Genomic DNA, 19,083 nt, shown 5'->3' with positions numbered 1-19,083 from the left:
TTATATCAGTTTAATAATGTCTTCTGCGGAAGTAGTATTAAAATCTCCCTTTACAAAAAATTTGGAATAAGCCGCAGCAGCAGCAAAGGAAATGATCTGCTGGTCGTCTAGCCCCTGCAACTGCGCATGTATTAATCCTGCCATAAAGCAATCGCCACTTCCTACCCTGTCTACCACCTCATTGGTAGCATATTCCCGGGAAATACTCACTGCGCCGTTATGGTAATAAAAGGCATAGTACAAGTTATGCGTAGGCGTGCTACTGAAACGGAAGGTAAAAGCTACGCGCTTACAACGTGTATAGGTACGCGTTATCTCTTCTGCTACCTGTTCTGCCTGCTGCAGGTAGGCCGTCTTGGTGCCCGCCTGTAGAATTTCTGTATCCAGGTTGGTATCCAGCATATTATTGGCCGCCCAGATATTTCCCATTATTACATCGCAGTATTGCACCAGCTCCGGCATTACTTCTACCGGCTTTTTGCCGTACTGCCATAATTTAGCGCGGAAGTTCAGATCGGTGGAGATAGTAAGCCCTTTACGGCTGGCAGCCTGTATCACTTCCTGGCAAACGGCGGCGGCGGCCGGATTCAACGCCGGCGTAATGGCGCTCCAATGAAACCACTCAGCATCACCTAACAATGCCTCCCAATTCACCGTTCCCGGCACGATCTGGCTAAAAGCAGACCACGCGCGATCGTATACTACCTCTGCATGTTTCAGGTCGCTCCCCTGCGCCAGGTAATAAATACCGATGCGATCGCCGCCCCACAACATCCGGTCGGTATAAATACCACGGTTACCTAACTGTTGCAATACCTCCCTGGACAAGCCATTATCGGGCATTTTGCTGATATAAGCGACTGCCGTGCCCCAATTTGCCAGGGCTGCAGCCACGTTAGCTTCTGCGCCACCTACGTAGATGGCCGCCGTGTTTTGCGCCAGCTGGGGCGATAAACGCAACAATATCTCTCCGAAAGTGATCACTTTTACTGGCTTCATCAGCATCCGAAATATGCTTTAGCGTTATGGTAACAAATATCCTGCACCAGCTTGCCTAACCAGGCAATGTCGTTGGGTAATTCCCCCTGTTCCACGTCTGTGCCGATGAGGTTACACAAAATACGCCGAAAATATTCATGTCGGGAATAGGATAGAAAACTTCTGGAATCCGTTAACATGCCTACAAAACGGCTCAATAAACCCATGTTGCTCAGGGCATTCATCTGCTTCTCCATACCCTCTTTCTGATCCAGGAACCACCAGCCGGAACCAAATTGTATCTTACCTGGTACGGTACCATCCTGGAAATTACCGGCCATCGTGGCAAACACTTCGTTATAGGAAGGGTTCAGGTTGTAGATAATGGTTTTAGCCAGCTGATCTTTCTTATCTAGCTCATCAAAGAAAGCGCTCATCGCTTCAGCCATGCGCCAATCACCAATAGAATCTACCCCCGCATCGGCGCCCAAGCGTTGCAGCAGGCGGGAATTGTTATTACGGATAGCTCCTACGTGAAACTGTTGCACCCAGCCCCTGGCATGATTCCACCTGCATACAGCCAATAATATCGCTGTTTTAAACTGTGCGTTCTCGTAAGGAGTGGCTATACGGTTATCCCTGGCATTGGCAAAAATCGTTTCCAGCTCCTGACTACTGGCGGCAGCAAAGTAAAAAGTATTCAACCCATGATCACTTAACCGGCAGCCAGATTCATGAAAGTGAGTATGGCGGTTGTACAGGGCTTCCAATAGCCCCTCAAAGCTACGGATCTCCTGATTGGCCACTACCTGTAACTGATCTACAAAATTGTTGAATACGGCGGGATGGTCTACTGCCATGGCTCGGTCTGGACGGAAGGTAGGCAATACCCGGGTGCCAAAAGGTTTAGTGGCAATCTCCCGGTGATGCGCTAAGCTATCTACCGGATCGTCTGTGGTACAAAGGGTTTCCACTTTATAATGTTGCAGTAATGCCTGCGTAGAGAAACGGGGCAGCTGCGCCTGGCAATCCTGGTATATTTTCTCCGCTGTTTCCTCACTCAGCAATGCTGTTATGCCAAAAGGATTTTTCAGCTCCATATGCGACCAATGATATAAGGGGTTACGCATAGTATAAGGGGCCGTAGCCGCCCAGTAACGGAATTTCGTATAGTCGTCGGCTGCACCAGTGATAAATTCTTCCGGTACGCCATTGGCACGCATGGCACGCCATTTATAGTGATCTCCTTTTAACCAGAGGGCAGTCAGGTTCTCAAATACTTTATTCTGCGCTATCTCGTTTGGTGGCAGGTGGTTATGATAATCTATTACCGGCATAGCGGCAGCGTAATCAAAGTACAACCGTTTAGCCGTTTCCGTTTTCAACAAAAAATCTTCCGATAAAAACTCCTTCATAACGTGATCAATTTTTCTGATGCTGCAATTGCATAAATGCTTTTACTCCTTCTGTTTGCAGGATGGTTAATAACGAGGCTACTTCTGCTGCAAAACCGGGCAAGGTATTCAGGTCTGTTTCCCACAGGCGTTTATCAGCGCAAATACCGGTTACCATCGCTGTAATGTTAGTTCCTTCCTTCCACCAGGCGGCAAATACCGGGGCATTATCGTCTGTAATAAGATATTCCTCTTCTGCCCGCTGGCCAAAATATTTGCCCGCTTCTTCCCGCACTGGCCGTAAAAACAACAGCATGGCAGCAAAACCCAAACAGAGATAGGGCGGTAAAACCTGGTACTGCTCATAATAACGTATCAGCGTGCGCACATTACGGGCATTCATCTTGGAACTTTCCTGGAAAGTAATGCTGATCAGTTTATGCGCAATAAATGGATTGGCAAAGCGGTCCAGTACCTCCTGTGCAAAAACTGTTGCGACAGGGCAGCCCTCTGCTATCGTCGGCAATATCTCTTTCAGGACTACCTGGTGGAAAAAATGCCGTATATGCTCCTCCTGCATACACTCATACACGGTGTTTAAGCCATAGAGATAAGCCAATGGCGCAGCGGCAGTATGACTGCCATTTAATAGGCGTAACTTCTGTTCCCGGAAGGGAGTGATGCTGGTGGTGATCAACATCCTTGCATCCGCCTGATAAAAACCCAGTGTTTTACGGATAATATCATTGCCCTCTATAGCCCATAACAGGTATGGCTCTACTTCTATCCACAATTGGTCGGTATATCCTGCTGCAGAGGCTATTGCCGGCAGATTGCGGGGTTTACCGGGCACAATACGGTCTACCAGCGAGTTACAGAAATAATTGGCTTCATGTATCCACGTAATAAAGGTAGCTGGCAGTTCATTGTAGGCGGCCAATTGCAATACAATATCTTTCAACAAACGGCCATTGTCTACCACCAGCTCGGTAGGTACAATTACAAAGCCTGTATGGTTGCTTCCCCCCAAATAATTAAAACGCTCCCACAAGATGGCCAGCAACTTGGCCGGGAAAGATGCCGGCGCTTCTTTCCCTATTCTTTCCGGTATATATTGGATACCCACTTCGGTGGTATTGGAAATGATCGTCTGCAAAGCAGACTGATGCACAGCATCTAAAATTTGCCGCCACCCTGCATTCGATTGCAAAACACGGCTAATAGCTGCATTTATGAGTAGTTCATCTACTAATTCCCCCTGGGAGATGCCTTTGATATGGGTAGTAAAAAGACCATCCTGACTGGAAAAATCGTTGGTATCTCCATCGGTGGATTTTACGACTACGATTCTGCCTTGATAAATACCCTGTTTGTTAGCCTTGTCTACCAGATAGTCTACCAGGCCGCGTAAAAGCACGCCGGTACCAAACTGTAATATCTTTTCCGGGTAACTATATATTCTTTCATAAACGCCGGAATCAGGGTGCTTCGATATAAATTCTTTGTTTAATATGGGTAGCATTACGACCAATTTATGCTAATAAGATGGCTAAAATTATAATTCCCGATCAACAAATTAAAGTATTTACAGAAATAATCTGCATCCGGGGCTGATATAACCAGAATTGATCTGCCCATTGGCAGGATCAATAAAGGATTGCTGAGCATTGGCTGGAATTTAAGTAAATTTGCACTCTTAAACTTTTATAAATGAGTAAGCTTGGAAAAGTGCTGGTTGCCATGAGTGGCGGCATAGACAGCACTGTTACAGCGCTGATGTTACATGAACAGGGATACGAAGTGGTGGGTATCACCATGAAAACCTGGGACTATGCCTCTGCCGGCTCCAGTAAAAAGGAAACTGGCTGCTGTAACCTGGATTCTTTTAACGATGCCCGCGCTGCTGCGGTGCACCACGGATTTCCGCATTTCGTGCTGGATATCCGGGATGAATTCGGTGATTTCGTAGTGAATAACTTTGTCGAGGAATACATTGCAGGACGCACACCTAATCCTTGTGTGTTGTGCAATACCCATATAAAATGGCGCGCACTCATGAAACGTGCAGATGCCATGGACTGTGAATTCATTGCTACCGGACACTATGCCCAGATCCGGCAGCACGACAATGGCCGCAGCGTGATCAGTAGAGGCATAGACGACACTAAAGACCAGAGCTATGTGCTCTGGGGCATTCAGCAAGACGTACTGGCCCGCACTATACTTCCCTTAGGTAAATACCGCAAAACGGAAATCCGGCAAATGGCCTTCGACTTCGGTTATCCCGAACTGGCCAAAAAAGCAGAAAGCTATGAAATCTGCTTTGTGCCCGACAACGATTACCGCGGATTCCTGAAAAGAAAGGTAGAAGGACTCGAAGAAAGAGTAAACGGCGGCAACTTTGTATTGGCAGACGGTACCATTGTAGGGCATCACAAAGGTTACCCCTTCTATACCATAGGACAACGCAAAGGACTCGATATCGCACTTGGACGGCCGGTATTTGTTACGGAGATTATCCCGGAAACTAATACGGTAGTGCTGGGCAATGAAGACGAGCTCCAGAAAAGCGGTATGTTCGTTAGCGGCATCAACATGGGTAAATACGATACTATCCCGGAAGGAATGGAAGCCATCACGAAAATCCGTTATAAAGACAAGGGCGCTCTCAGTAACCTGTACAACGAAAACGGCCAGGTAAGAGTGGATTTCTACGAAAATGTAAAAGGCATTGCACCTGGGCAATCGGCGGTGTTTTATGAAGGCGACGACGTGATCGGCGGCGGTATCATCCAACGGAATATGCCGGCTTTATAAGATTAATTTCATAAGATAGATAAACAAGGGTGGGAAGATGGCTTCTCACCCTTTTTAATGCCTATGCACCGCCTAATAAGTCAATAATTACGACAACCTTACGGCATACATGGTATCCGCATCCTTGCCATAACCAGCTATCACGCCGCCCCGCTCACGCTTCAATTCACTGATAGATTCAATATAATCCACCACCTCTTCGTTTTCCTGCTTAAATACGGAGCAGGTAATATAGATCAGCGTACCACCTTTCTTAACAAAAGGAACTACCTGGCGGGCAATATTTTTTTGTAATTGTTGATAATGTAAGATCTCTTCCTGCTTAAAAAACGAAATATTCTCTGGCGTACGGCCCCAGGTACCAGAACCGCTGCAGGGCGCATCAAGGATGATACCGTCGAACTGGCGGTTTCCCATTGTCGCCGGAAAATTGGCCGCAGTAAGATCAGCCACACGGGCCTCATAATGTTTGATGCCCGCCGCCGCAAAACGGTGTTGCAGGTTATCCAGGATAGAGCGCCTTACATCGGATACCAATAACTGTACATCTGATTGTTGATCTTTAAGCAGAATGGATTTACCACCACTGGCTGCACAGCAATCCCACCAACGGCTTTGTTTAGCGGGTGAGAATAACTCTCCTGTCTGCTGACTGGAAGCATCCTGCACTTCATACCAGCTTTTTTCAGTTACAATTGCTTCAATCCTGGTACCATTAGGCAACGCGATAGTGGTGTTGTTGGGAAACACCTCATAAGCCACGCCTGCCTTATCGAGCAGGGCCACTATTTTATCCAGTTTACGATAGCGTACCCGGATAAATAATTTTGGTTGTTTGAGCTGTGACAAAGCAAAATCGCTGGCATCTATACTGTCCGATAAGGAAGCTATCAAAGGAAACAAGGCTTCCGGCGTAACCGTGGGCGCCAGCAGGGACATCTTTTCTGTTAAGGATAAAGCGATCTGCTCATTCCATTCCGGACGCAGCACTGCCAACAAATCGCTGGGGGTAGATTCACATAAAAAAGTACCTGCCAGGATACGTTCCCCTACCGGCAAATCACGTCCCCATTGCCCCAGGCGGTAATAATGGTATACCAACTGCGAAATCCAGCGCCGGTCGCGCCCTCCCATATAAGGATGCTCTTTAAAAAAAGCCTTTAGGAAATGATGTAACGGGAGGCTCCCGGAGTAAGCTCCAATAACTTTCTCAGCAGACGTGATATAGCTTTTAATATGACTCAAGTGATGTATATTAATCCTGATATAAGAAGACGAAAGATAACTGGTTGTTGGCCATAATAATTGCTGTTGATGATCTATTAAAAAGATTAGCGAAGACCATACAGTAGCCTGTACTTATCTTCGCTAATCCCTATAATAAAAAATCAATAATCAGGACAATCAAAAAATCCCAACAATCATATTAGAGTTTCAATAATGCTTTCAGCGGATCTTTTCCGAACAGCAATTGTTCAGGATTTTCCAGCATTTCTTTCACTCTTACGAGGAAGCTTACAGACTCACGACCATCAATGATACGGTGATCATAGCTCAGCGCCACGTACATCATTGGACGGATAACTACTTGTCCGTTGATGGCCATTGGGCGTTCCTGGATTTTGTGCATACCCAGGATGGCAGATTGAGGAATATTGATGATAGGAGTGCTCATGAGAGAGCCAAATACGCCGCCATTGGTAATAGTGAAAGTACCGCCGGTCATTTCAGGTAAAGTCAATTTGTTATCGCGGGCTTTGGTAGCCAGTTCCAACACTGTCTTTTCAATACCTGCCATATCCAGGCTTTCTGCATTACGGATTACCGGTACTACCAGGCCTTTAGGGGCAGATACTGCGATAGAGATATCACAGTAATCGTGGTATACCAGTTCTTCTCCGTCGATATAAGCATTTACAGAAGGGAATTCCTGTAAAGCGAAGCAGCAGGCTTTGGTAAAGAAGCTCATGAAGCCCAGGTTTACCTCGTGCTGTTTCTTGAATAGGTCTTTATATTTGGCACGCAGCGCCATGATTTCGGTCATGTCTACTTCATTAAAAGTAGTGAGCATAGCCGTTGTATTCTTGGCTTCCACCAGGCGGCGGGAAACGGTTTTACGCAGGTTACTCATTTTTTCGCGGCGTTCCTGGCGGCTAAACATTTCTTGTCCGATGGCTACGCCCGGATTTTGGAGGGCGGCATACACATCGTCTTTCATGATTTTGCCATGGGCACCGGTACCTTTGATGCTGGTAGGGTCTACGTGTTTGTCGGCAATCACTGCTGCAGCTACCGGAGATGCTTTCACATCATTTGGAATGCTGGTTACAGGCGCCTGCTGTGGCTGTGGAGCTGCTGGCTGGGCGGCAGGTGCTGCTGCCGGAGCTGCTTTACCCGCTGGTCTTGCTGCGCTGGTATCTATTTTACAGGCTACATCGCCAATTTTCAGGGTATCGCCTTCTTTTGCCACGGTAATCAGTACGCCGGCTTCTTCTGCGTTCAGTTCAAAAGTGGCTTTTTCTGATTCCAATTCGCATACTACCTCGTCGCGTTCTACATAATCACCATCTTTTTTCAGCCACTTTACGAGTGTTACTTCACTTATAGACTCTCCTACTGTAGGCACTTTCATCTCAATGGTCCCTTTATTCACTGCCGGAGCTGCTGCTGCCGGTGCAGGCGCGGATGCTACGGGAGCTGTAGGCGCGGATGCTGCTACTGGTCCTGTGGCGCCCTCTAGGGGAGCAACAGCGTCTGTATCAATAGTACAGGCTACGTCACCGATCTTCAAAGTAGCTCCTTCCTGAGCTGCTGCGGCAATTTTCAGGATGCCTGCCTTTTCCGCGTTCAGTTCAAAGGTCGCTTTCTCGGATTCCATTTCACACAATACCTCGTCCTGCTGAACATAATCTCCGTCTTTCTTCAACCACTTTGCAATTGTTACCTCGCTAATAGATTCTCCTACCGTAGGGACTTTGATTTCGATAACCATATTTAATCAGTTGATGGTGATACCAGGTTAATTGTTGCTATTAGCTCTTAGCTGTTAGTTAACACATAACCAGTTTATTCTGTTTATACTTTTCGTTTTTAGATATTAAAAGCCGTATCAATGATCTGTTGTTGCTCCCGCGCATGCACTTTGGCATAACCGGTAGCGGTAGATGCACTTGGATTGCGGCTGATAACACCATAATTGATCTGCTTTAGGTTCATCTGCAGATAAGCAGCTGCGCCCATGTTCAGCGGTTCTTCCTGTACCCAGAAGAAAGTAGCGCCTTTATATTTCTGGGCAATGGCTTCCAGCTGTTTTACCGGCAACGGATACAATTGTTCCAAACGAACAATCGCCACATCTTTACGGTCGTCCTTAGCTTGCTTGTCGCTCAGATCAAAATACATTTTACCGGAGCACAGTAATACTTTCTTCACCAAACCGGCATCATCAATAAACGGATCATCTAATACTTCTTTGAATCCGCCCTGGGTAAACTCTTCTGTAGCAGAATAAGCACCTACATGACGCAAATTGGCTTTGGGCGAGAAGTTGATCAGTGGCTTACGGAATTGCCAGATTAGCTGACGGCGTAAAGCGTGGAAGAAGTTAGCAGCAGTAGTTATGTTGGTTACTACCACATTTTCTTCTGCACATTGCTGCAGGAACCTTTCCGGACGGGCGTTGGAGTGATCGGGTCCGCCACCTTCATAACCATGAGGCAGCAGCATTACCAAGCCATTCTGTGTGGTCCATTTCTGTTCTGCACTGGTAATATACTGATCTATTACGGTTTGCGCACCGTTTACAAAGTCGCCGTACTGGGCTTCCCATATAACGAGGCTGTTGGGGTTAGCCATGGCATAGCCATATTCAAAGCCCAATACACCATATTCACTCAGCAAAGAGTTATAAATTCTGAATTTACCTTGTTTATCCTGGAAATGACTAAGACGGTTGTATGTATCGTTAGTACGTTCATCGAACAATACCGCATGACGGTGGGAGAAAGTACCGCGTTTTACGTCTTCACCGCTCATTCTCACCTCTTTTCCTTCTACCAGCAGGCTGGCATAAGCCAGTAATTCACCGGTAGCCCAATCCACCTTACCTTCCTCCTGATACAGCTTAACCTTGTCTTGCAGCAGCTTGCTTACTTTACGCAGCGGCACAAAACTTTCCGGCCATTTCATGAGGGCGTCGAACAGGCGTTTAAATTCCTCTTCTTTGATAGCGGTAACCGGGGAAGATTCAAAATCCTGCGGGGTAGACTTACGGAGTGCCTGCCACCATTCTTCCGGTTTTTGGTTGGCATAAGGCAGCGGATGTTGTTTTACTTCATCCAGGCGGGCCTGCAGTTCATCCCAGAAAACTTTTTCCATTTCCTTGGCTAAGGCCTGTGCATCGGATTCGCCATTATTGAGCAGGAACTGGGTATATACTTCGCGTGGGTTCGGATGTTTGTCGATCAGCGAATAAAGGTTAGGCTGTGTAAATTTAGGCTCATCACCTTCATTATGACCATGTTTGCGGTAGCAAACCATGTCAATGAATACATCTTCATTAAATTCCTGGCGATAGCGGGCGGCCAGTTGGGATACTTTCACCACTGCTTCTGCATCGTCGCCATTTACGTGGAATACCGGTGCCTGTACAATAGAAGCTACGCTGGTGCAATAGTCTGAAGAACGGGCATCATCAAAATCTGTGGTAAACCCGATCTGGTTATTGATCACAAAATGAATGGTACCACCTACGTAGTAACCTTCCAGTTTGCTCATCTGTTCTACTTCGTACACAATCCCCTGACCGGCAACGGCAGCATCGCCATGGATGAGGATAGGCAATATTTTATCGTAATCGCTGTCGTAGATCACATCTGCTTTACTGCGTGCAAAACCTATCACAATAGGGTCTACCACTTCCAGGTGGGAAGGGTTAGGCATCAGTTGCAGGTTTACCGGTTTACCGGCAGGAGTAGATATCTGGGAACGGAAGCCCAGGTGGTACTTCACGTCGCCGCTACCCATGGTCATATCTGGTACCGCCAAGCCTTCAAATTCATTGAAGATCTGCTCGTAAGTTTTACCCAGGATATTTGCCAGTACGTTTAAACGGCCACGGTGCGCCATCCCTATCACAGATTCCCGTACACCATAATCAGCTGCCACATTGATGATAGCATCTAAAGCCGGGATAGTGGATTCACCACCTTCCAAACCAAAACGTTTCTGGCCGATATATTTCGTGTGGAGGAATTTTTCGAAGATAACGCCCTGGTTCAGCTTCTGCAAGATGCGGCGGCGTTGTTCGAGCGATAAAGGCTGCGTCATGATGGCCTCAAATTCCTTTTCCAGCCATTTGGCTTTATCGCGGGCATTGATATAAGTGTATTGGATGCCCACAGAACTGGTGTACACCTGTTTCAGATAGGCGACAATTTTCTCAAGGGAAGCCTTACCGACGCCAATAGCAGTTCCCGCATAGAAATCGGTTTTTAGATCAGCATCACTCAACCCAAAACTGGCCAAGTCCAGGTTGGCCTTGCGGTCTTTACGTTCACGGATAGGATTAGTTTTAGCAATCAGGTGGCCTTTTTTGCGATACGCCTGTATCAGGCGGTATACGCCCAGTTCTTTTGCCAACTGGTCGTCGCTCACCGGCAACGAAGTGCTGCCCCCTGCTACCGGGGCGGATCCCGCGGCATGGCCATTTACATTGGATACTGCAAAATCAAATCCTTCAAAAAATTTAACCCAATCCGGGTCTACGGAGCTGGGATCTTTGCGGAAATCCTGATATAACGATTCAATGTAAGCAGGATGTGAGTTGGTGACGAATGAGAAGTCCTTCATTTACAACGAGTTTTGCTGAGCTTCAGTTCAAATACTTTTCTGTTGATTCCACATATATTAATATGTGGGATTGCAAATATCGCTCGTTTTTCGATACATCGAATGGAAAAAATGAGAAAATATCAGTCAGTTATCTGTGCAAAAAGGTGCTTATATTTGCACTTTGACGGAAAAACTACATTTAGTTTGTTTTATAAAAGGAATATAATTACCTTTGCCGTCCGAAACTTGAAATTTGAAAAATGGCAAACCATAAAGCAACAAAAAAAGACGTACGTCAAAGCAGAAAGCGTAATGAGCGTAACCGTTACCACGGTAAAACTACCCGTAATGCTATCCGTGATCTGAAAGCGGTGACTGACAAGGCTGCAGCAGAGAAGGATTTGGCTGAGGTAGCTTCTATGATTGATAAGCTGGCCAAACGTAACGTTATTCACAAGAACAAAGCAGCAAATCTGAAAAGTAAGTTAGCTAAGAGAGTTCAAGCTCTGGCTTAATTGTTTCAGTAACAATATTTACAGCTCTTCCTCCCAAAGGAAGGGCTTTTTGTTTTTCTATTCATGTTCGTATAATGAAAAAGATAATGCTACTACTGGGTGGTCTGTTGCCCTTATTGATACAAGCGCAAGACCTTACCACCCGCTATGAAAAAACAGATGGCCGCGAAACAGCTACCTATCAGGAAGTAATCCAATACTACCAACTGCTGGCCAAACGCTTCCCACAGATCCACCTGCAAACCATTGGCACTACAGACGCAGGCTACCCCTTGCACCTGGCTACCTACTCTCCACAACGGGATTTCGACTTTAAAAGCCTGCACAAAAAAAACAAACGCATTATCCTCATCAACAACGGTATCCATCCCGGCGAACCAGATGGTATAGATGCCAGCATGCTGCTACTGCGCGACCTGGCCCTGGGTAAAATAAAATTGCCGGACAACATTGTTTTAGCCATTATACCCGTATACAATATCGGCGGAATGCTTAACCGATCACCCTGGTATCGTGTAGATCAAAACGGTCCCGATTCCTTCGGCTCCCGCGGCAATGCCCAAAACCTGGACCTGAACCGCGATTTCATCAAATCAGATGCTAAAAACACCCTGGCTTTCCAACAAATCTACCACCTCACCAACCCAGACGTTTTTGTGGATAACCATGTTAGCAACGGCGCCGATTACCAACATATCATGACCCTGCTTACCACCCAACATGATAAACTGGGTGGCCCTATGGGAACATTTATGCACAATAGCTTCGAACCCGGCCTCTATGCCCTGATGAAGGAAAAAGGTTACGACCTAGTACCTTATGTCAACCATTTCGGAGAAACACCCGACAGCGGCTGGGTGGAATTTGCCGATGTACCCCGTTATTCCACAGGATACACCACCCTCTTTCATACTTTTGGCTTTGTACCAGAAACGCATATGCTTAAACCTTACCCACAACGGGTAAAAGCTACCTATGCGCTGATGGAATGCTTTATACAGTTTACAGCTGCCCATAGCGATAGCATCCGGCAACTACGCGAGCAAGCCAAACAAATGGCCCTCACACAAACTACCTTTCCCCTATCATGGCGGTTCGATATGAACAAATACAGCCTTATCACCTTTCGCGGCTTTACGGCCGGCCATAAACCCAGCTACATTTCCGGGCTCCCGCGCCTGTACTACGACCGCAATAAACCCTACATAAAACAGATAAAATTTTATAACTATGCCATTCCGGAAAACTATGTGGAAAAACCACGCGCCTATATCATTCCCCAAGGCTGGTGGGCAGCGATCAACCTGCTGAAGAATAACCAGGTGCAAATGCAACCACTAACAAAAGATACTGCACTCCTTGTAGAAGTATACCATATAGCAAACTTCCAGAGCTATACCAAACCATTCGAAAAGCACTACCTGCATACAAATATTAAGGTAACCAGCACTATGGATACCATCCATTTCCGCAAAGGCGACTTCTATATTCCCATGAATCAGGCAGCCAACCGGTTCCTTATAGAAACCCTGGAACCTGAGGGAGGCGATTCTTATTTTGCCTGGAACTTCTTTGACGCTATCCTGGGGCAGAAAGAAGGCTATTCTTCTTATGTTTTTGAAGATACCGGCGCGGTCTACTTAAAGGAACATCCGGAATTACAACGTTTACTGGAAGAAAAAAGAGCTTCCGATACGGCATTTGCCAACAGCGCCAGCGCTCAATTGGATTTTGTATTTAAAAACTCTCCTTATGCAGAACCAGCGTATATGCGCTATCCGGTATATAGGGTAAGGTAATCAAAGTAACTTCCCGGGCTATAAAAGGCTACAGGAAGTTATACCCTTTCCAAATGCAATACTACATGCTGCTCACCATAAAAATGATTGTAAAAAAGAATGGAATTCACAGCAGGCAACGGTGTGGAAAAAGTATACCATTGCTGGGGCAATTGCTGTGTTTTAAGCAACTGTGCGGCCAGCCAGAGCCCAAAAGCACCGGCAGTATCATACTCCCCACATAAATGCTTGAAAGATAATTGCGGGATGCCGGGGTAAAGATTGTTGAGCAACCCGTAAAAATGTTCATATCGGCTGTCTCCATTGCGGCCGGTAATAATCAGATCGGGGGCGCCGGCCGTATCAGCGAAAGCTTTTACGAGCTTGTCTGTGGCGGGCTTATACAACATTTTAAACCCGGATATGGCTGCATAGCTTTGTGGTGTAGCCGTAGCGGTGAGTGTAAAAAAAGTAGCGCCTTCTCCGGCAATCGTCCCTGGAGACAACTGTTGATATAATTCCCGGTTATCTACCGGCGTATCTTTCCAGAAGCCGATGCGGCTTTTGATGTAAAAATGCTCGGCAGTAATTTCTTCAAAAGCGCCGGTAAGGGTATGGGAGGCCCCTTCCTGGATCAACATCATGCTATCCAGTAAAGCATTCTCGAAAGAAAACCCGCGGTGTACGAATGTATTATTATAAGCCGTGCATTTCTGTTGCAGGGCAATCAATCCATTTACGGAATTGTAGGTAGACTGAATAAAAGGAGTAGGATTTAATGCCGTTTCCTGATACACTTCTATCTCCTTGATAAATTTTTCCGTATCCTGCAGGCTGCCTTTACCGGTACCGGTAACAATAGGCCCAGGGGTAGCTATACCGCTATTCTCGATACATTTAAGCGCAGTAGTGAGGCCCATCTTCAGCAACCTCGACATGCGGCGCAGGCTATTAGCCGGAATAAATGGTTTGTAATCTGGTTCCACACAGGTAAGCATATTGCTATCTGTATGCACCAGTGGCATAGAAGAAAACTCCCCTTCAAAAGTGGGCTGGGGGGAAATTGCCGCCAATCCTTGTATGTAACACTTACCCTTCATATTTGCTGATCACCAGAGAAGCATTATTGCCTCCAAAGCCAAATGAGTTTGAAATAACATTATTTACCGGATACCCTTCTATCAGTTCTACTACCGGGCTGATGTACAGTTCTTCCATTTTTTCTGAAAAATTGAGATTCGGGAATATTAACCCGTGTTGTATGGCCAATACTGCATAAATGGCTTCTATAGCACCTGCAGCAGCCAGCGTATGCCCGGTAAACGGCTTTGTTGAGCTAAACAATGGTACATTCCTGCCAAATAAGCGTTCCAATGCCTTTCCTTCTGAAATATCATTATTCAGGGTAGCTGTGCCATGTACATTGATATAGGCTACATCTTCCAGCGAGCGGCCGCTCATAGTCAATGCAGCTTTCATCGCCTCATAGGCCCCATCCCCGTCGGGCGACGGCGAAGTAGGATGAAACGCTTCGTTGGTATTACAGTATCCGGTGAACTCTGCCAGGATACGGCTATTATTGGCCCTGGCAAAAGATTCACCTTCCAGTACCAGGTAAGCAGCGCCCTCACCCAGATTAAGCCCCGTACGTTGCTGGTCGAAAGGACGGCAAAACTGTTTGTCTACATTCTTTAACGAATTAAACCCATTCAGCGTAAAACGTGTAAGGGCCTCTGTTCCTCCACAAACCATGCGGGGCAAAAATCCCTGCCGGATCATACGCGCACCAAACATCAACGCATTCGCAGAGGAAGAACACGCTGTGCTAATGGTAGCAATATGTTCGCTGAATCCTATGGTATCAGCTATACGCTGTGTGCAGTCCGCACAGTCCAGCGTATCTATATATTGCAAAAAAGATCCCGTTTTACCGGGATCAATGATATCAAAATATATTTTTTCTGTGTCGCACATACCGCCAACAGTGCTGGCATTGATAAAGCCCGTGGGCGCAGACTGTACGTCTGTAATACCCGCCTGTTGCAAGGCTTCACGCATAGCGGTAAGCCCCAGTAGTGTAGTTCTTGTAAACCCTGCTGTTACCGGTAATCCGGCCAATGCAAACAAAGATTCATTTGCATGCTTTACTTCTGCTACCGGCAATACTTCCTTGTATTTGGTATCCAGGTAAGTACTGTATCCTAAGCCACTATGCCGGGAGCGCAAACTATGTAAATTTCCGGCTACGTCATCACCAATGGCGGTGATCATTCCTACTCCTGTTATAAACACTCTTTCCGCCATGCCGTTCTCCCTGCTTATGCCGGTTGTTTAGAAGTAATAAATGCTGCCATAGACTCAACAGATTGCAGGATCTTCCTACCTTCACGCGGATCTTCCACCTTGATATGATATTGTCTTTCCAGCAATACCATCAGCTCCAGTGAATCGATGCTGTCCAGCCCAAGTCCTTCTCCGAATAACGGGGCATTGTCGTCAATATCTTCGGGTTTTGTATCCTGAAGGTTCAGCGCCTCAATGATTTGTTCTTTCAGTTTCTTTTTTAATTCTTCCATAATATTGTAGGTTTATCACCTGTTGTTCACAACAGGCGAATGCCCTTGTGGGGAGTAAAAATACAGTTTTACAATTGTTTTGAAAACATTTATCAGTTCATTCTTCTTTTTTCCACATATCCCGCAACAGCCAGCATAACCATTCCGGTTAGAACCAATTTCAATACGTTCTGCCAAACATAATCTATATCTCCGTTACGCAGGTAAATGTCGTTGATGGCATCCAGGCCCCAACTAAGCGGCGATAAACGTCCCAGCAGTTGCATTTTCTCCGGCATTACTTCCAATGGTATCCAAATACCGCCGATGGCAGATAAGATCACAATAGATATTGCACCAAAGTTTAATGCCTGGTTAGGCGTCTTAAATACCGTGCCTATCAAAATACCGTAGGCTGTAGCTGCCAACCCGATACCCACCGCTACCAGTAAGGTAGCACCGTGGTGATGTCCCATTACCAGCTGCGGTAAGTCTAACCATGGCATCAGGTAAATACCCACCAACATCATCAGGTAAAACTGTAAAACACAGATCCCTACAAAAAACACCATCTTCCCAGCCAAAATAGCCAGGTAAGAGCCGGGTATCAGTTTCATCCGCAACAAGCTGCCATCTTCCCGTTCCCGGATCATATTGCCGGCGATGGAAATCACGATAAAAAACATGGCAAAAATGCTCCAGGCAGGCACATTATGCTGCACCGAATTGGAAATTACATCTATCTGCTTACCCGTACCTGTACTATGCTCCTGCAATCCTACTGCCTGCAGGCGTATAGGCAAGGTATCAGCGCTGTTGGCCGTTGTACTGTCTTTACCCCGTAATTCATGCCTGATCCTTCCCAGCAGCATGTCGGTTTCCACCTGTGTGAGAAAATTATCTAATGCCTGATGAATGGCCCCTTTAAAAGCCTTCTTGGCAGCGGGATCAAAATAGATCACTACATTAAGGGAGTCGGCCACCTTTTTTACCGGCAGGGAAACAGGCATGCCCATACGCTGTGAAATATCATTCACAATACGGTTGGCATTGCTCACAATAGCTGCAGTAGCCCCGGCAGGTACAATAATACTGATCTTGTACTTGCCTGTATTAACCAGTTGTTTGGCTTGGTCTGCCGTAATCGGCTTACCATCTAGTGAGTCGATAATATTAAATTGCCCACCCGATTCCAGCCCATCTTTTATATAGCGGCCCAAACGGCCATGGTCATTGTCTACCGTTAATATATCAAACTTAATATCCTGGTAATCTTTGAATGGCGCATCTTGTATCAGCGCCATTACTGTGATTAATACTACCGGCATCACAAACAGCAATGATAATCCTGTTTTATCACGCAATAGCAGTTGCCATTCCTTCTTTATTGTTGCCAGTATCCGTAACATCATAATTTACTTAAATTTCCTGCCGCTTAGTCCCGGAGGGCATGCCCGGTAAAATGCAGGAATACTTCTTCCAGGTTACTACAATGGTTGTGCTGATGGATCAGGTGCTGCGGATTCCCTTGCGCAATTACCTGTCCTTCATCCATAATCACTACTTCTTCACATAAAGATTGTGCTTCTTCCAACAAGTGGGAAGTATAAAGGATACTATGCCCCTGCCGGTTGTAATCGCGCAGGAACTGCAATATCATGCTGCGGGACTGCACATCTACCCCAGCAGTAGGCTCATCCAATATGAGTAAGGCAGGGTTGTGAAGGATAGCGGCAATAATATTAACGCGCCGCTTCATGCCACCAGAGTATTTATAGATTTCTTTGTGTGCACTCTTCTCCAGTCCGAACAGCTCCAGGTAATACATAATTTTCTGTTGCAGCGCTTTTCCACGAAAATTATACAGATTACCAAAGTAAGTAAGATTTTCCACCGCCGATAACTGCGGGTACAAAGCAATTTGTTGCGGCACAATACCAATGATATGTTTAATCGCTTCCCTATGGGCGGCATCCTGTTTTAATCCATGGATCACCACTTCTCCACTGTCGCCTCGTACAATACCACATAAAATAGAAATAGTAGTTGTTTTACCAGCGCCGTTAGGTCCTAATAAACCGGTTATCTTTCCCTCCCCAAACTGGAAAGTGAGCCCTTTCAACGTAGGTACTGCACTTCCTTTATAAGTTTTATACAATTGCTGAACAGATATACCGGACATAATCTTTTATTTGGATCTCACAATTTTACCTGCGCCAGCTTACGGAAAAAAACCTCCTCTGCTGCAGCGCATTGTAATAACATTTCACTCAACTCCTTATAAGACGTATGGTCTGCCGCCCTGCTTTTACATACACGGCCAGCCATGAACGCAAAATTACGCCAGAGGTCCCCTATTTTAGTCAGTTCTCCTGCCAATTTACTCAACTCGTCCTTTTTAAGCAATGTGGCAGCTTCCTGTAAAAAAGCGGCATAAAGGAAACGGAAACCGGCACCACCAGTACCTATTTCTTCCTGCATCCGGATAATATTACCGAGATACAAGTTGGCTTTGCGGTCGCCCGGATTTTCAGCATATCCGCTTACCTTTTTAGCAAGGAAACGGATACCTTTTACGCCAAACAGGGGTACCGGAATTTTGAGCATATAATGGCAGGCCTGTTCTATGCCTGCTTTAATAGGCTGTTCAAGTGAGGTCACTTCCGGCACTTGCAGCGGATAATACATTTTTCCTTTAGGCGCAGGAAATCCTTTAGCAAAACGGGCCTGGGCCAGGCTTTCGGGATCTATGGTAGTAACGGTATCCATTACAGGATCGCTCACCAGGTAATGCCCATCGTCTTGACGGCCATATACCACCAGATTGTGCGCATTAAAATGGAAACGGTAGGAAGGAGGAAAGTAGGGCAGGTAATATACGCTGGACAGTAACCCAACCGGGATACCTTCATTAATGATTTTATCCAGCGCTTGCATTCCTTTTTGCGGAGTAGAAAATTTTTCGGATTCCATTTTCACACCCAGGCGCTTACATACGCGTTGAAAAATAGCTCCCGGCCATATCCTGTAAGTAGTGCCAGGTACGCCATTCACCTTTACAAAAGGCAGGTGTCCGAAAAAGATACCTGCTCCAATACCAAAGGCCATGGGCTCACTGATCTGTAAACCATAATGCCCCAGTAAGTTGGATATAACGCCACTTTCACAATGGGCAGTCTGCGTATGTTGGAATAGTAAATTACTCATAATATTA

15 protein-coding genes are annotated in these 19,083 nt (G+C 46.2%); 3 read left to right on the top strand and 12 right to left on the bottom strand.

Annotated features, from left to right (window positions below; all coding sequences use genetic code 11):
- Genes ACDQ55_RS12355 through ACDQ55_RS12345 form a run of 3 tightly spaced genes read right to left on the bottom strand, consistent with a single transcriptional unit; the run spans position 1 to position 3,894 of the window.
- Positions 1-1,005 (bottom strand): PfkB family carbohydrate kinase, encoded by a 1,005-nt coding sequence (locus ACDQ55_RS12355; RefSeq protein ID WP_420981706.1) that lies wholly within the window; start codon positions 1,003-1,005, stop codon positions 1-3.
- Entirely contained in the window at positions 999-2,393 is a 1,395-nt protein-coding gene (uxaC, locus tag ACDQ55_RS12350; protein WP_420981705.1) for a glucuronate isomerase, read from the bottom strand. Before uxaC ends, ACDQ55_RS12355 begins: the two co-directional genes overlap by 7 nt.
- Before the next feature lie 7 nt (positions 2,394-2,400).
- Positions 2,401-3,894, bottom strand: a complete 1,494-nt coding sequence (locus ACDQ55_RS12345; protein WP_420981704.1) for a tagaturonate reductase — start codon at positions 3,892-3,894, stop codon at positions 2,401-2,403.
- Between the two features lie 188 nt (positions 3,895-4,082).
- On the opposite strand from ACDQ55_RS12345, the gene mnmA reads away from it, so the two are divergent.
- On the top strand, positions 4,083-5,189 hold the full coding sequence (gene mnmA, locus ACDQ55_RS12340) for a tRNA 2-thiouridine(34) synthase MnmA (protein WP_420981703.1): 1,107 nt from the start codon (positions 4,083-4,085) through the stop codon (positions 5,187-5,189).
- Positions 5,190-5,276: 87 nt separating this feature from the next.
- Here mnmA and ACDQ55_RS12335 read toward each other — a convergent pair whose 3' ends face one another.
- From ACDQ55_RS12335 to ACDQ55_RS12325, 3 genes are all read right to left on the bottom strand, one after another.
- Positions 5,277-6,434 (bottom strand): Fmu (Sun) domain-containing protein, encoded by a 1,158-nt coding sequence (locus ACDQ55_RS12335; RefSeq protein WP_420981702.1) that lies wholly within the window; start codon positions 6,432-6,434, stop codon positions 5,277-5,279.
- 181 nt (positions 6,435-6,615) lie between these two features.
- Positions 6,616-8,181: a 2-oxoglutarate dehydrogenase complex dihydrolipoyllysine-residue succinyltransferase gene (gene odhB / locus ACDQ55_RS12330; RefSeq protein ID WP_420981701.1), complete on the bottom strand. Its 1,566-nt coding sequence runs from the start codon at positions 8,179-8,181 to the stop codon at positions 6,616-6,618.
- A gap of 98 nt (positions 8,182-8,279) precedes the next feature.
- Positions 8,280-11,039, bottom strand: coding sequence for a 2-oxoglutarate dehydrogenase E1 component (locus tag ACDQ55_RS12325; protein ID WP_420981700.1), 2,760 nt, complete (start codon positions 11,037-11,039; stop codon positions 8,280-8,282).
- A 242-nt stretch (positions 11,040-11,281) separates the two neighbouring features.
- Between ACDQ55_RS12325 and rpsT the strand changes: the two genes are divergently transcribed.
- Both rpsT and ACDQ55_RS12315 read left to right on the top strand, forming a co-directional pair.
- Entirely contained in the window at positions 11,282-11,536 is a 255-nt protein-coding gene (gene rpsT / locus ACDQ55_RS12320) for a 30S ribosomal protein S20 (RefSeq protein WP_420981699.1), read from the top strand.
- A 74-nt stretch (positions 11,537-11,610) separates the two neighbouring features.
- A complete protein-coding gene (locus ACDQ55_RS12315) occupies positions 11,611-13,335 on the top strand; it encodes a M14 family metallopeptidase (RefSeq protein ID WP_420981698.1) in 1,725 nt (574 codons plus the stop codon).
- 38 nt (positions 13,336-13,373) lie between these two features.
- Here the strand turns inward: ACDQ55_RS12315 and ACDQ55_RS12310 are convergent, their stop codons facing one another.
- The 6 genes from ACDQ55_RS12310 to ACDQ55_RS12285 form a co-directional block, all read right to left on the bottom strand.
- Positions 13,374-14,414 carry a beta-ketoacyl synthase chain length factor gene (locus ACDQ55_RS12310; RefSeq protein ID WP_420981697.1) on the bottom strand — a complete coding sequence of 347 codons (1,041 nt, stop codon included), beginning with the start codon at positions 14,412-14,414 and terminating at the stop codon, positions 13,374-13,376.
- Positions 14,404-15,618, bottom strand: coding sequence for a beta-ketoacyl-[acyl-carrier-protein] synthase family protein (locus ACDQ55_RS12305; protein WP_420981696.1), 1,215 nt, complete (start codon positions 15,616-15,618; stop codon positions 14,404-14,406). Before ACDQ55_RS12305 ends, ACDQ55_RS12310 begins: the two co-directional genes overlap by 11 nt.
- A gap of 14 nt (positions 15,619-15,632) precedes the next feature.
- Complete coding sequence (locus ACDQ55_RS12300) at positions 15,633-15,890, bottom strand: phosphopantetheine-binding protein (RefSeq protein ID WP_420981695.1); 258 nt, start codon at positions 15,888-15,890, stop codon at positions 15,633-15,635.
- A gap of 92 nt (positions 15,891-15,982) precedes the next feature.
- Positions 15,983-17,281, bottom strand: a complete 1,299-nt coding sequence (locus ACDQ55_RS12295; RefSeq protein ID WP_420981694.1) for an ABC transporter permease — start codon at positions 17,279-17,281, stop codon at positions 15,983-15,985.
- Between the two features lie 23 nt (positions 17,282-17,304).
- Positions 17,305-18,051 (bottom strand): ABC transporter ATP-binding protein, encoded by a 747-nt coding sequence (locus tag ACDQ55_RS12290; RefSeq protein ID WP_420981693.1) that lies wholly within the window; start codon positions 18,049-18,051, stop codon positions 17,305-17,307.
- Between the two features lie 17 nt (positions 18,052-18,068).
- A complete protein-coding gene (locus ACDQ55_RS12285; protein ID WP_420981692.1) occupies positions 18,069-19,076 on the bottom strand; it encodes a BtrH N-terminal domain-containing protein in 1,008 nt (335 codons plus the stop codon).
- Between the last annotated feature and the right edge of the window lie 7 nt (positions 19,077-19,083).

The organism is Chitinophaga sp. 30R24 (assembly GCF_049056765.1).
GTDB lineage: Bacteria > Bacteroidota > Bacteroidia > Chitinophagales > Chitinophagaceae > Chitinophaga.
Note: the sequence above shows the minus strand (reverse complement) of the source record. Positions and strands in the feature narration are given on the sequence as shown.

Coding starts and splice junctions, on each gene's coding strand:
- ACDQ55_RS12355 (WP_420981706.1), bottom strand. CDS start 1,005: ATGCTGATGAAGCCAGTAAAAGTGATCACTTTCGGAGAGATATTGTTG.
- uxaC (WP_420981705.1), bottom strand. CDS start 2,393: ATGAAGGAGTTTTTATCGGAAGATTTTTTGTTGAAAACGGAAACGGCT.
- ACDQ55_RS12345 (WP_420981704.1), bottom strand. CDS start 3,894: ATGCTACCCATATTAAACAAAGAATTTATATCGAAGCACCCTGATTCC.
- mnmA (WP_420981703.1), top strand. CDS start 4,083: ATGAGTAAGCTTGGAAAAGTGCTGGTTGCCATGAGTGGCGGCATAGAC.
- odhB (WP_420981701.1), bottom strand. CDS start 8,181: ATGGTTATCGAAATCAAAGTCCCTACGGTAGGAGAATCTATTAGCGAG.
- ACDQ55_RS12325 (WP_420981700.1), bottom strand. CDS start 11,039: ATGAAGGACTTCTCATTCGTCACCAACTCACATCCTGCTTACATTGAA.
- rpsT (WP_420981699.1), top strand. CDS start 11,282: ATGGCAAACCATAAAGCAACAAAAAAAGACGTACGTCAAAGCAGAAAG.
- ACDQ55_RS12315 (WP_420981698.1), top strand. CDS start 11,611: ATGAAAAAGATAATGCTACTACTGGGTGGTCTGTTGCCCTTATTGATA.
- ACDQ55_RS12310 (WP_420981697.1), bottom strand. CDS start 14,414: ATGAAGGGTAAGTGTTACATACAAGGATTGGCGGCAATTTCCCCCCAG.
- ACDQ55_RS12305 (WP_420981696.1), bottom strand. CDS start 15,618: ATGGCGGAAAGAGTGTTTATAACAGGAGTAGGAATGATCACCGCCATT.
- ACDQ55_RS12300 (WP_420981695.1), bottom strand. CDS start 15,890: ATGGAAGAATTAAAAAAGAAACTGAAAGAACAAATCATTGAGGCGCTG.
- ACDQ55_RS12295 (WP_420981694.1), bottom strand. CDS start 17,281: ATGATGTTACGGATACTGGCAACAATAAAGAAGGAATGGCAACTGCTA.
- ACDQ55_RS12290 (WP_420981693.1), bottom strand. CDS start 18,051: ATGTCCGGTATATCTGTTCAGCAATTGTATAAAACTTATAAAGGAAGT.
- ACDQ55_RS12285 (WP_420981692.1), bottom strand. CDS start 19,076: ATGAGTAATTTACTATTCCAACATACGCAGACTGCCCATTGTGAAAGT.